This is a genomic window from Bradyrhizobium sp. Unk1 (assembly GCF_059512345.1).
This window is the reverse complement of the sequence record NZ_JCAMOP010000088.1, coordinates 1-12,287: the sequence shown is the minus strand read 5'-3', so window position 1 is coordinate 12,287 and position 12,287 is coordinate 1. Positions and strand designations below refer to the sequence as shown.

Annotated in this window: 10 protein-coding genes and 6 pseudogenes; 13 read left to right on the top strand and 3 right to left on the bottom strand. The window is 59.4% G+C overall.

The features are described 5' to 3' along the window. Window positions 1–361: 361 nt before the first annotated feature. A pseudogene (locus AC5ZFO_RS45980) lies at window positions 362–537 on the top strand (transposase); the annotation flags it as partial. Window positions 538–576: 39 nt separating this feature from the next. Here AC5ZFO_RS45980 and AC5ZFO_RS45975 read toward each other — a convergent pair. After that, a pseudogene (locus AC5ZFO_RS45975) lies at window positions 577–1,525 on the bottom strand (IS481 family transposase). Window positions 1,526–1,681: 156 nt separating this feature from the next. Here AC5ZFO_RS45975 and AC5ZFO_RS45970 point away from each other — a divergent pair. From AC5ZFO_RS45970 to AC5ZFO_RS45930, 9 genes and pseudogenes are all read left to right on the top strand, one after another. Further along, the gene (locus AC5ZFO_RS45970; protein WP_496124001.1) at window positions 1,682–1,933 is read left to right on the top strand and encodes a hypothetical protein; all 252 of its coding nucleotides are present in this window, start codon (window positions 1,682–1,684) and stop codon (window positions 1,931–1,933) included. A gap of 4 nt (window positions 1,934–1,937) precedes the next feature. Next, a complete protein-coding gene (locus AC5ZFO_RS45965; RefSeq protein WP_496124000.1) occupies window positions 1,938–2,330 on the top strand; it encodes a DUF2513 domain-containing protein in 393 nt (130 codons plus the stop codon). Between the two features lie 37 nt (window positions 2,331–2,367). Further along, complete coding sequence (locus tag AC5ZFO_RS45960; RefSeq protein ID WP_496123999.1) at window positions 2,368–2,589, top strand: hypothetical protein; 222 nt, start codon at window positions 2,368–2,370, stop codon at window positions 2,587–2,589. 592 nt (window positions 2,590–3,181) lie between these two features. After that, the gene (locus AC5ZFO_RS45955) at window positions 3,182–3,466 is read left to right on the top strand and encodes a DUF3892 domain-containing protein (RefSeq protein WP_496123998.1); all 285 of its coding nucleotides are present in this window, start codon (window positions 3,182–3,184) and stop codon (window positions 3,464–3,466) included. A 105-nt stretch (window positions 3,467–3,571) separates the two neighbouring features. After that, window positions 3,572–4,056: pseudogene (locus AC5ZFO_RS45950) on the top strand (IS30 family transposase); the annotation flags it as partial. 37 nt (window positions 4,057–4,093) lie between these two features. After that, window positions 4,094–4,365 (top strand): annotated as a pseudogene (locus AC5ZFO_RS45945) (IS3 family transposase); the annotation flags it as partial. A 125-nt stretch (window positions 4,366–4,490) separates the two neighbouring features. Further along, window positions 4,491–5,597, top strand: coding sequence for a hypothetical protein (locus tag AC5ZFO_RS45940; protein ID WP_496123997.1), 1,107 nt, complete (start codon window positions 4,491–4,493; stop codon window positions 5,595–5,597). Window positions 5,598–5,620: 23 nt separating this feature from the next. Beyond that, the gene (locus AC5ZFO_RS45935; protein WP_496123996.1) at window positions 5,621–7,627 is read left to right on the top strand and encodes a Ulp1 family isopeptidase; all 2,007 of its coding nucleotides are present in this window, start codon (window positions 5,621–5,623) and stop codon (window positions 7,625–7,627) included. Window positions 7,628–7,928: 301 nt separating this feature from the next. Beyond that, a pseudogene (locus AC5ZFO_RS45930) lies at window positions 7,929–8,231 on the top strand (transposase); the annotation flags it as partial. A 362-nt stretch (window positions 8,232–8,593) separates the two neighbouring features. Here the strand turns inward: AC5ZFO_RS45930 and tnpB are convergent. Together tnpB and AC5ZFO_RS45920 are read right to left on the bottom strand one after the other, a co-directional pair. Next, entirely contained in the window at window positions 8,594–8,815 is a 222-nt protein-coding gene (tnpB, locus tag AC5ZFO_RS45925; protein ID WP_496123995.1) for an IS66 family insertion sequence element accessory protein TnpB, read from the bottom strand. Between the two features lie 84 nt (window positions 8,816–8,899). Next, window positions 8,900–9,211: a transposase gene (locus AC5ZFO_RS45920; RefSeq protein WP_496123994.1), complete on the bottom strand. Its 312-nt coding sequence runs from the start codon at window positions 9,209–9,211 to the stop codon at window positions 8,900–8,902. Between the two features lie 161 nt (window positions 9,212–9,372). On the opposite strand from AC5ZFO_RS45920, the gene AC5ZFO_RS45915 reads away from it, so the two are divergent. The 3 genes and pseudogenes from AC5ZFO_RS45915 (at window position 9,373) to AC5ZFO_RS45905 (ending at window position 12,228) form a co-directional block, all read left to right on the top strand. Next, window positions 9,373–10,779, top strand: coding sequence for an IS4 family transposase (locus AC5ZFO_RS45915; protein WP_496123993.1), 1,407 nt, complete (start codon window positions 9,373–9,375; stop codon window positions 10,777–10,779). Window positions 10,780–10,936: 157 nt separating this feature from the next. Next, a pseudogene (locus tag AC5ZFO_RS45910) lies at window positions 10,937–11,797 on the top strand (transposase). 212 nt (window positions 11,798–12,009) lie between these two features. Next, a complete protein-coding gene (locus AC5ZFO_RS45905) occupies window positions 12,010–12,228 on the top strand; it encodes a hypothetical protein (protein ID WP_496123992.1) in 219 nt (72 codons plus the stop codon). Window positions 12,229–12,287: the final 59 nt, after the last annotated feature.

The following is a 12,287-nucleotide window of genomic DNA, read 5'->3' as shown; positions in this document are numbered from 1 at the left end:
TCGACTGCTTCATCTCCGTCTCCCTCAAGGTGGACGGATTCTACCCATTTTTGGAGGAAGTTCAGGGGCTCAGGTCACTCGACGTCGGCCTCTTGCCGCGCACGCTGCAGCTCCTGTTGCTCTGTGTACCAGCGCATCCAATAGTTCGGATCATTATAGGTCGGTTCCATGGTATTCCCTTGATGAGACGTGGCTCTTCATAGCCGCGTGAGAGCCACACTCCGTGCGCTGACCACAGAGACTCCAGCTTCAAACGACGTCACACTGATCGTACAACCTGACGCCACGTGTGCTTCAAGCCGCTTGCGTCTATGAACCGCCCGGGTTTGCCGGAGGCTCCAACTCCTGAGAGGATGGAGCCATGACAAGCAAGACGACGAACAAGTTTTCACCCGAGGTCCGTGCCCGCGCAGTTCGGATGGTCTGGACCACGCGAGCGAGCACCCGTCGCGCTGGGCGGCAGTGACCTCGATTGCGGCCAAGATCGGCTGCACGCCGCAGACGCTGCATGACTGGGTCAAGAGGGCCGAGATCGAGGGCCTGTACCCTGCAAGGTGGCGTCGCAAGCGATGGTGGCTAGCTGTGGAATCTCAACAGGTCGTCCTGGGGGAGGCCAAGGCGGCTGATAGGCGGTTTTGCCTGCAGGCTGCCATGCGGGCGATGCCAGTTGTAGTGATGAAGCCAGATCGGCAGGTCTTCGGCGCGCTGGTCTGAGGTGTCATAGGCACGAGCATAGGCCCACTCACGCAGCGCGGTCTGGATGAAGCGCTCGGCCTTGCCGTTTGTTTGCGGCCTGTAAGGCCTGGTAAAGATGTACTTGAGGCCCAGCTTCCTGCACATCCTGATGAAGGCTTTGGCACGATAGCAGGAGCCGTTGTCGGTCATGATGCCGGTGACCTTCATGCCGAGGCTGCGATAGTAAGCGAGGGCGTCCTTGAGGAAGGCAATGGCGCTCTCCTTCTTCTGATCACGCCGGATCTGGGAGAAGGCCAGGCGCGATGCGTCGTCGATGGCGACATGGACGAACTCGTGGCCTGCGCCGCGGCTTTCGCCCTTCTGGCGATCCCGGGTGATGCGGTGGCCAAGTCTTACGACCTGCCGAGCTTTTTGATGTCGATATGGATGAGTTCGCCGGGATGCTCGCGCTCGTAGCGACGCACCGGCGCGGGGGGTTCCAAGGCCTTCAGGTTGTTGAGGCCGAGGCGCTGCAACGCCCGGCTCACCGTCGCCGCCGACACGCCGACCTCTTTGGCGATTTGCTTGCCGGTCATACGCTGACGGCGCAGGGCCTCGATCCGATCGACCACGATCTGGGTGTTGGGTTGCGCAGACGATGCGGCCGCGAGGAGCGATCCCTCAATCCCGCCACGCCCTCGCGGCGATATCGATCAATCCACTTCCGAGCGGTCCGCGGGCAGACGCCTACGGCTCGTGCGGCGGCCTCCGGCGTCTGCCCGCTCTGCACCAACCGCACAATGTGCTCTCGACCTCGCGGCGTAAGCCGGGCATTCTCATGGATGTCCATCCGGTTCCTCTCGTGGGGTGCTAAAGCTTCGACAACTTCAGCTTCCCCGACCGGAGCCGGATGGGCAACCTATTGAAAGCTCGCAGCTAGCCCGTCTCAGGGCACGGGCTAGCCACTTTTGCTCCTGAGAGGGTCACATTCTACAGGCGCCACCAGATGATGGCTCAGACAAGTAACCGGGGCACCTACCAGCACCAGTGGGTTGCCGCGCCCCCCGCGTGCATGCCATATCGAAACTACCTCCGCGAGGCCCATATCGGAAAGCTGGTCGGCAAGGCCCGGCTCTTTGGCCTCTTGCAGGCAGCTCATGACGCGCGGCACGCGGAACGCGAAGTTGCCGGGAGCAAGATCAAGATGCTGGACTGGCTTGACATTCGCCACGTGAAGCACGGCAGGCTTCAGGGTTGATGCAATGAAACGGGACATGGACGTAATAAGGGGGTTGATGCTGAAACTGGAGGCCCTTCCGGTCAACGGCCACGCTATCCTCACCGTGGGGCCTTACGATAAGGAGATAGCGGTTGCTGGCGCTTCTGTTGATCAAATAGCCTACCACCTCGGGCTTCTCTACAACGGGGGGTTTTTAGACAGTCCAGGTCAGCCGTACCTTTCGGGCCAAATACCATTTCGAGGACTCAGTTGCGTTGGGCATGACCTCATCGATGCCATTCGTGACGATGATGTTTGGCAGAAGACCAAAACACAAGCTGAGAAGGTCGGCTCTTGGACAGTTGATATTCTGTTGGCCGCCGCGAAAGCGGTAGCCAAGGCTAAATTCAAGGCTGTGACCGGCTTGGATATCTGAAGAGCTAATGGGCCAATGAATTGGGTAAGACGGGGCGATGGGCGTGACGGTCTACAAAGTTCGCATGTACAACATGGCGACTGACGAATTCGTAATCTCGCGCCGCATGGCGACCATCAAAGGCTCTCGGATAATGGGCGGTGATATCATCGAGGGCACCGAAATCGAAATCGACCAGAGCCAGCTGGAGCCCGGAATGGAGTGGACCGCGCGGGATTTCAACCCGCATTCGGCTGCTGAATTCCAGCGGAAAGTGTAGACGTAGCAGCCGGTGCTACAACGTCATGATCGATTGCGCTCAGCACGTGAAGCCCGCCAGGCTGCCAGTGCTGCATCTGGATCGCGCGACGCGCTCGCCCCGATAGGCAGACCGGAAGCCCGGTCAAGATACCAGTCGATTGCCTTGCGATCCCACCGCTGAGTACCGGGGATAGCCTCCGGCACCAGGCCCTTCTTAACCCACGTGTTGAACGCGTCCTTGGAGCAGCCACAATAGGCGGCCGCACTGGCCTTAGTGAGGCCCCCGAGGCGCGATCTGATCGGCGCGTAGTATCCGCTCCGAACGTCTCAACTCTGCGGGCGAAGGTTTATCACGCTGATGATCACCGTCCATTTGGGACCTATGGTAGAAGTTAGCGGGCACGTGACTCGGCGCCCGTGCATACAAAAGGCGCTGTCCCTACCACGCGCCGCTAACTTCAACGCAGCCAGCCTCAGCGACGGAGGAAGCTGACGGTGAGATACAATCACCGGAAAACGCCGCGCGGCACAACTACCAGAATCGGCCGGTCCTTCCTCCTCGACCAGTCTCTAAGCTGGCCCGACAGCTTGCAGAGATGGGAGGCACCAGCATGCCCAAACGCGTGCGCATTTGTTGCATAAACAAGACTGACAGGCGAAGCGCACACGAGAGAATCAAAAATGTCGGCGGGGTAAATTCAGACGGAACGCGATGGAAGCTATCCGTTAAGAAGACTATCCGAGACCTCGAAAGCCGTGAGTGGGAGTACTACGTCGAAGAATCAGGCGTCACTGTCGAAGTCATCGTCGCCACCGACGGCCAACACAAGTACATCAAGACAACAGTGGACGGAATTCAGCCGAACAATCTCCTCTCGCTCCCTGAGTGTCCGTGATGGTTAACGATCCCAGATCGCAGGCGGTGCGGGCGAGACTCGGCGCTGTTCGGTTGCGTTGGATCAGACGCTGTCCCTGCCTCGCCCGCACTACCATTGAGGCTAGACCTCATCATCGGTCTTGGCAGATCGGTGATCGGCACGTTGGTCGAACGCAAAACGCGCTTCACAATGCTATTGCACCTCCCCGATTAGCGGGGCATGGCGGAAGCTCCGCGCAAGAAGAACGGACCTACGCTTGCGGGACGGGGCGGAAGCCGTGCGTGACGCGATCTCGCGCACCATCATCACTTTGCCCGAAGAACTACGTCGCACGCTGACTTGGGATCAAAGAGCCGAAATGGCTCAGCACGACCGCCTCAAGATCGCAGCGGGCATCCAAGTCTACTTCTGCGACCCGCAAAGCCCTTGGCGGCGAGGCACTAAACGAGAACACCATTGGGTTGCTGCGGCAGTACTTCCCGAAAGGCACCGACATGAGCATCCACAGCGCCCACGACATATTCGCTGTAGCGGCCCTCAACGCCCGACCGAGAAAGACACTGGGCTGGAAAACGCCGGCAGAAGCGCTTGACGAATTACTGTCATGAGTGAAAACAATTGGTGTTGCGACGACCGTTTGAAACCGCCCAGTACACCAGCGAGCAGTTCCAGCGTTTGATGGCCGACCACGGCATTATCTGCGGCATTCCGGCAATGTCTGGGACAACGCGGCGATGGAGAGCTTCTTCTCGTCGCTCAAGACCAAACTGACGGAAGGCAAAACCTACAGGACCAGAGACGAGGCACGAGCGGATGTGTTCGACTACATCGAACGATTTTACAACAGGATCCGCAGCCACTCGACCATCGGCTATCTCAGCCCGGTTGAGTTCGAGCGCAAGGTGGGATTAGCTTAACTCGGTGTCCATCAAACCGGCAGCAGCTCAATGCTAAATTTTGCGGAGTCTCTGACTCGTCAGCTTTCTGAAAACTTAACTGACTAAGAAACCTGCTTAGATGATTCTGTGGATGCGAAGGTAACGTGGACCGCCCGAACTATGAAAGCAGCGCAACAGCTTCGTTGCAGGTGCAGCACGACTTGTTGCAGGAGCAGCAAGCGGGCCAAACCGGGCAAAGCGCCTTTGAGCAGCAACTGCACGAGGCACGCCAGGCTGACACCGCGATACCCGACCGGGCTCTCCCTCCCAGTGTGTCTAGCGACAGTCAGCAGTCCCCGGACGCGTCGATGGGTGCGCTCGCCCGGAGCAAGCTTCCGCCAAGCGAGAAGGGTCTCATCAATAGACATGGCACAGCTGAGTTGAGGCAAACGAACAGGCCGAGGTCCCCAATCAATTCCCAAGGCGTTGCCTTTGAGCAGCAGCCGAGCGAGGTCGCAAGCTCACTTGAAGCTGGTGGAGCAATGCCTGCTGAGGCTGCCCCGCAGGCGCCTCAGGTAACTCAGGTTTCAATAGCGGGCAAGAAAAGGAAGCAGCCTCTTTATTCCAAGGATGCTCTTGTTATCGTAGAATTTAGCCAGGCGCTCACCCAGGGCAAGCTCGCTGAATCATTTGTCCAGAGAATCGTAGGTCCTCTTCTTAGCTTTGGCCGCTGGCTGTGCGCAAATAACAAGACGGGCGTTATTGCTCGGCTAGACAACAATTCACTGACCACTGATGGCGATCTCTTCCAATACAGCGGAAATAATAATGATCTGATATTGGCCCTAGACCATCTCCGGACCTGGCGGTCGACGGGGCACGTCCCCCATCCAGCTCCCGTGCGCAAGCGCCAAAAAGCATCCGCCGTCTATCCCCATGTGTCTGAGCGCGACCAAGGGCTTATCAGAGAGGTGGCTCAGGGCGTTATTGCAAGTCGGAAGCTGAAAGGCGAGGTGGCTAACGGGTACGCGCGCAATCTTACCAGGTTGGCAAATGATCTCGGGGAGCGCGGCCTATCTCTGGACAGTAGTAGTGATGCAGACTTGCTTGCCCATGTAAAAAAACTCTTCAAGAGCAATAAATTTATGCGGGCCGCGGTGGGGGCTCTTAGGGACCATCGTGCCCCGAGGGCTCCGGGCGCTTCATCTGTTGGCGGGCGCCCATCGCTCCTCCTGCCGATGGTGACGAAGTGCTCATTAAGGGAGCCATAAGCCACGCCCTTGAGAGCGACAGGTTGAGTTCGACGACCGCCCGACTTTATGATTGGGCGCTTCGCAAATTCTCTCGAGAGTTAGATCTCTACGGCGACACGCTTTCCGCACTCAGTAACGCGGCCCTACGTATCTGCGCTGACAGAATGTTTCGCGACGAAAAGTGGAAGATGGCCTTGGACGGTGGGCTGAAAGCCCTTGGAGAGTATCGTCAGACGAAGGGTGCTGAACCCTCAGGGGAAGGTGCTTCGGGGCAGGCGGCTCTCGGCAGAGCGCCGGTGAGGGGCGCCGAGTTTGCAGTAATAGACGTTGATCCCGAAGAGCTTTGGCAGCTGTTGGACGTTGAGGGCGACGAGTGGCCGGTTATGGCTGACGATTCTGCGCTTCTGCGACCGGATCAACAGCTTCCGGAAGAGACTCGCGAATTGCGGGATGATCAATCCGGCCCCTTGTCGGCTCTCGGGTCAAATGTGCGCGACAATAATGCGCTGGATCATCTCGCAGGGTTCTTGGCTGACCCGAGCCGGCACCGCGACCTCCTAGGGGCTCCGCAGGAGCTGATGAGTGCGCCTCAGAGTGACGTCCTGCAAAGTGAAGGGGTTCTCATCGATGATGAGCACGGCACAGCCGAACTGAGACCAGCGAAGAGGCCAAGGAATCTGGATAGGGCGCAAGCAGTCGCAATTCAGGAAATGCTGATCGAAAACGGCAATTCGGGGGAGGGCGTGCTGATGCAGGCCCCCCTCGGCCGCGTGGTCGCATGGCAATGGGACGCGGCCGCGCAGCACAGTGGACCGCAGGGAGGTCTCAGTTCGCCGGTGGTCTTTCCCGCGGAATATTACGATCAGGATCTGCTTTGGCGAGGGGTGGACGAAACCGCCCCATCGCCGTCTCGCGGCTCAATCATGAGCCCTCCCCAAGCAAGAGATTCCGGAGAGTCCGACCATCCCCTGAACTGGCACCCCAACCGCAAGGCCGCGACAACCGGGAGCAATCTCTCGCCGACTCGGGAGATGGGCCCGATTGAGGGAACGGTTCATCTCAATTCCTTCGAGCTACCGGGCGGCCTCGTCCCGACGTCTTACTTACGGTCGCTATTTGCCGGATCAGCACTGGATCATCACGATGGCAGTCGACAGCCTAGTCTGCCGCATGGGCTTTCACCGCCGGTGCCTGCCTTTTCGGACGATGAAGCTATGGTATGGTTGAGGGAGGAGTTCTCGCGGCGGCAGATGCAAGAATCTGCCTCACCGTCAATCTGCAGGGCTCCGTCCGATCTCTACGGCGGACTTGAACCGTTGGTTGATCTGACTACGTTCACGCTGTCCGAATTGGGCGACGATGCTAATTCTGTGCCGGCGTTTCCGAGCACATCCGCCGATGATCAGATCGTAGCGCTGAATGCGGCAGCCTTGCCTCGCGAGCTGGTGCTGGGCGACGAGCAATGGCTGGGCGACGAGCATATCCTGAGGGATTACCAGCTTCTGGAGCAGGAGTTGCACAGGGACCCTCAGGATTTCCCCGCCCTGGATATCGCCACTCGGACGCGGTTGGTGTCTCCCACTTTGGTCCATAATTTGCTGCGCTCTTCCGACGATACCGTCGTTGAACGGGCATTTCAGCGCATTGTCTATGATGACAAGGGTAATGATACAGCCGACTTCCTGTTCCTGCCCGTAAGCGATGCCGATCCTTCGGATCCTTATAGCCAAGGGAATCATTGGTCGCTGCTGTTCCTTGATCGCCGTGACCGGAGCTCGCCTATTGCCTATCACTACGACTCCCGCAGAGGATTCAACGAGACGTCTGCCACCCATCTGGCCGGTAGACTGGGTCTTCTAGACAACGTAGTGCAAGCTGGCATCGCCCAACAGCAGAACGGCTATGATTGCGGCGTCTTTGTCGTGGACGGTACGCGAGCTCTCGTTAGTGGGTTGGTTGCAGGGCAGCGAGGGGTGCAGAATCTTAACAACCTCAGTGTCAGTAGGCTGGCACTGCAAGCTCGCCTACGGGCTGTTATTGGAGCCTAGATCGCTGCTGAGCTTAACCAGGCCCCTATACTCGCGCTCTGCGGTGTGACGGGCAGCCGCCCGGTAAGCTCCTATCCCCCGTCCCAGTTGTTTCGACAAGAAGTGGGCTCAGATAGAGCGGATAGAGCCGCATTTGTTAACGAATGAGATGGCCCGTCGTGCGAAGACGATTGCTCCGCTAGCGCGGGATAGGGGAGCATGGACAGGCGATCGCAGAACTGGCTCCGGAATTCTGGACAGGGCGATAAGTGGAGTTTTTGCATGACGGCGGGCAAGATTGACCCGCGAATCAGGAGAGACGATGAGCAGACGAACCCGTCGGCACCACACACCGGCATTCAAGGCGAAGGTGGCGTTAGCCGCGATCAAGGGCGAGATGACGCTGGCCAAGCTGGCTGAGCATTTCGACGTGCGTCCGAACCAGATCACGCAGCGGAAGGCCCAGCTTCAGGAAGCGGCGGCCGATGTGTTCGGTCCTGGCGGAGGCAACCGAATGAGCGAGCCCGCGGTCGACGTGAAAGCGCTGCACGCCAAGATCGGGGAGCTGACTCTTTTTAGAAGGCGCGCTCAGCAAAGCCGGCCTGCTGAGCGCAAAGCGATGATCGCTTCAACACCGACCAGGGCTCGCAGTTCACCGGCGCGGCGTTCACCGGCGTGCTCGCTAGCCACGGCATCGCCATCAGCATGGACGGCCGGGGCGCCTGGCGCGACTGCGCCTCACGGATTGATCTCAGGGATGGCACGCGCCCCTGATTTTGGCGACGTCTAAATAATTTTCGACGCGTTATCGGAGATTCGCTTTCGCTCGCCTTCTGGATACCTACCTGCCCCGTAAACCCGGGACTTTTGCAACACTTGCTGATGACCGCGCCTTTTAAGCGAAGCCACAGTGTCGTGGTTTTGCACCTGCGGCTGGAACGCCGAATGCAGGAGGGCCAACCTCCATCTCTCATAAAGCTGTACGCATCAAATTCGGTTATTCACCTCCTTCATGCTCTGCAGCACAACGTGCCAGATCAGCTTCACAAGATCGCTGCGGCGACCGCGGAAGACAAACAAATGACCGCTGAGCGGGTCTTTGTGCAGCACCTCCTGCACTTGGAGCGCCAACGACGGAAAGCCTCGGCGCATGTCCGTGTAGCCGGTCGCGAGCGACACTCGCGCGCCCGTCGGAACCGGGATCATCATCGGCGGACCAAAGCATCGAGAACGCGACTTAGCGTGTATCCATCAACCTCGTCATCGACCCGGATGCGGTGCCCGCTACCAAGATCAATCTCGATGATGCCCCCGGCTCTTGCGTCGACGCGCCGTCGTCGTCAACGGCGCTTCAGCCACCTCCCGCGGTGGCGCAGACGGCCCAATATCGTCTGGAACAAACGGCGCTATGCTCGCTTCGCCGTGCCTGCAAAGCTCCTTGCGCCACCTGAACAGCTGGCTCACATGAAGCCCGGCCACGCGAGCCACCTCGGAAACATTGGCGCCGGGCTCGAGCGACGCTGCAACAAGCCGTTCCTTCTCATCCTGCGACCACCGGCGCCGCCGCTCGACCGTTGTGAACACCTCCGCCCTCGAAATCGTCATAGCGCTTCTCCTAGGATTACCCCTAGGACCTGCAGCGCTCGCGCCAATCAAACAAGGCGGCCCTTAGCGGCTTTCGATTACCCACATCTCGTGCGTAGGATTTGCATCGGTTGAATCGCCTGTGATTCTGTTTGTGACGCCGATTCGCGGAGGCGTCACAGATGAGCGGAGACACGGGAGCCGGTGCTGCAGGCTGGCATGACGACGAAGTCGTTTCGGCAGGGCTGCCGGACAAGCGATTGGCGCGCCGATTTGGTCGCCTGCTTGATCAGATGTCGGCGGCACCTGGCCAACCGGTCCCGGCCGCGTGCGGCGACTGGGCGGCGACGAAGGCGGCCTATCGCTTCTTCGATAATCCGCGCGTTGGGATGCTGGCCGGCCATTTTGCCGCGACCGCTATGCGCTGCGCGGCGAGCGAAGGGCCAATCCTCATTCTGCAGGATACCACCGAGTTCATCTACAGCCGTGCGCAGCCGGGTAAGATCGGCTTCACCAAGACCATCAACGCCGGACGTTACAAGGCGGGTCAGCCCAACGTGGTGACTTTGTGCGGAGTGCTGATGCATTCGAGCCTGGCCGTAACCCTCGGCGGCACGCCGCTCGGGCTGACGGCAGCGAAGTTCTGGACACGCACGAAGTTCAAGGGGACCTGGACGCTCAAGCGGCATGTGAACCCCACGCGGGTACCGATCGAGACGAAGGAAAGCTATCGCTGGCTGGAGAACCTACGCCAGTCGATGGCGCTCGTGGGCACGCCGGAACGCTGCGTGCATGTGGCCGACCGCGAGAGCGACATCTACGAGCTCTTTTGCCTGGCGCAGGATCTCGGCGCGCGCTTTCTGGTGCGAGTGCAGACCAACCGATTGGCCGGCGCGCCCGCCGACGCAGAGCCACGGGATGGAGCTCATCGGGTCTTCGCCCGGCTCTCGGCCACGCCTTGGGCGGGACGCCATTACGTCGCGATCGGACAGGATGAGACGGCGTGCATGCACGTGAAGTTCGCCGCAATCCAAACCTTGCCGCCCATAGGCAAGAAGCGATACAGTCCTCAGCTTCTCACCTACATTCACGCCCTTGAGATCGACCCGCCGGCGGGCCGTCCGCCGATCGACTGGAAGCTGGTGACCAATCTGCCGGTCGGAGATTTCACCATGGCCATCGAGAAGCTCGAATGGTACGCCTTGCGCTGGAAAGCAGAGGTGTTTCACAAGGTAATGAAGTCTGGCTGCCGCGCCGAAGAGGCGAGGCTTGAGACCGCCGAGCGGCTGACCAAGTTCCTCGCCCTCATCGCGATGGTCAGCTGGCGCATCTTCTTCCTCACCATGTCCGCACGAGCGAAGCCCGACGCTGCGCCGGACACAGTCCTCACCTCAACCGAAATCGCGACGCTAGATGCCATCGACGCGGCGCGGTCCAAGCCGCGCATCTTCCGCAAGACCCTCGCCACCTACTTGCTCCAGATTGCCATGCTGGGCGGCTACCTCGCGCGCAACCACGATCCGCCGCCAGGAAACATGGTGGTGTGGCGAGGCCTAACACGCCTCAACGACATCGCCTTCGGCCTCTGAATCAGAACTCGTCCACGATGTGGGTAATTGAAAGCCTTAGCGGAGGGATACCCATGAGACCACAGACAATTACTGTTCGCCGTCAGGGCCTGTGAGACAAATAGGGGGATTTTGCGGAGGGAGGATTTCTGGTTCATCGTAGCCACCAGGAGCGAAGATGAAACAGAAATCCGGACCGGGCAAAGCGTCGGCAGAACAAGCGGTAAAGGGCATTCAGCGCCAGACACGCCGGCAGTATTCTTCTGAAGAGTAGATCCGTATCGTGCTGGAAGCATTGCGGGGCGAGGAGAATATCTCCGAGCTGTGCCGGCGCGAGGGCATTGCCGCCCTCGATGTACTATAGCTGGTTCAAGGAGTTCCTCGAAGCCGGTGAGCGTCGCCTGGCGGGCGACACGGCGCGTGCGGCAAACTCCGGCGAGGTGAAGGATCTGCGTCGTGAGACGACGGCGCTGAAGGAGGCCGTCGCTGATCTGACGCTGGAGAACCGTCTGCTCAACAAAAGTATGAACGGACATGGGGACGACGATGCATGAGGTATCCCGCCTCAGAGAAGGCCGAGATCATCCATTTGGTCGAGCAATCACACCTTCCGGCCAAGCGCACACTTGACAAGCTCGGGATCCCGCGCGCCACATTCTATCGCTGGTATGATCGCTACCGCGAGGGAGGCGTTGAGGCGCTGGCCGATCATCGGTCTCGACCAGACCGGGTCTGGAACCGCATCCCGGACGATGTGCAGGAGCTGCTCAACCAGGCGGACCGACTTGCCGGCGGCAGGGATGCGATGGTGGTTATCGATGACACCTCACTGCCGAAGAAGGGTGAGCGATCGGTCGGTGTTGCGGCTCAATCCGCGTCGGCTCTCGATAAAACCGCAAATTGCCAAACGCTGGTGTCTTTAACGTTTGCGCGCGGCGAAGTGCCAGTGATGGTCGCGTTACGTCTTTTTCTGCCTGACAGCTGGACAAGCGACACGTATCAAGAGCGGGCGTGGAACTCACAACCAAATCAAGCGTAGACGCGGGAGTTCAGGCCGAGTGAGCGTCGTTGCGCAGGATCCCCATCATTACTGGTAGGTGCCACGACCGTTGGGATGTCGCATGCTGGGGCTACAGTGTTTACGCAGACGAGCCGACGGTCAGAGCTGCGCTAGGCGACACGAAGCTGTTACATTGAGATAGCATACTCATTGACCAGAACAGGAGCACCGTCCTTCAACGGAGGCGGCTCATGACCTACACAATCACGTGTCATCGAACGGAGTACGGCCGAAAGTATTTCTCCGTTCAAAGGCCAAGCGCGAGAGAAGCTCTGTCCAAGGCAGAGTTTCTTGAGATGTCCGACATCCAAATTGATTACATTGATACGCCTGCGGACGGACGGGTTGACATGCGCACGCTTCGGACGTTGGCCGAAAAAGAGCGCGCCTACGCTCATCTCGATGGCTGAGGCGTCCAAGGATATCGTCACCATCGGGCAGACGAACCTAGCGCGGTCGGGACCTGCAG

Coding starts and splice junctions, on each gene's coding strand:
- AC5ZFO_RS45970 (WP_496124001.1), top strand. CDS start 1,682: ATGATGGCTCAGACAAGTAACCGGGGCACCTACCAGCACCAGTGGGTT.
- AC5ZFO_RS45960 (WP_496123999.1), top strand. CDS start 2,368: ATGGGCGTGACGGTCTACAAAGTTCGCATGTACAACATGGCGACTGAC.
- AC5ZFO_RS45955 (WP_496123998.1), top strand. CDS start 3,182: ATGCCCAAACGCGTGCGCATTTGTTGCATAAACAAGACTGACAGGCGA.
- AC5ZFO_RS45965 (WP_496124000.1), top strand. CDS start 1,938: ATGAAACGGGACATGGACGTAATAAGGGGGTTGATGCTGAAACTGGAG.
- AC5ZFO_RS45920 (WP_496123994.1), bottom strand. CDS start 9,211: ATGACGATTTCGAGGGCGGAGGTGTTCACAACGGTCGAGCGGCGGCGC.
- AC5ZFO_RS45915 (WP_496123993.1), top strand. CDS start 9,373: ATGAGCGGAGACACGGGAGCCGGTGCTGCAGGCTGGCATGACGACGAA.
- AC5ZFO_RS45905 (WP_496123992.1), top strand. CDS start 12,010: ATGACCTACACAATCACGTGTCATCGAACGGAGTACGGCCGAAAGTAT.
- tnpB (WP_496123995.1), bottom strand. CDS start 8,815: ATGATGATCCCGGTTCCGACGGGCGCGCGAGTGTCGCTCGCGACCGGC.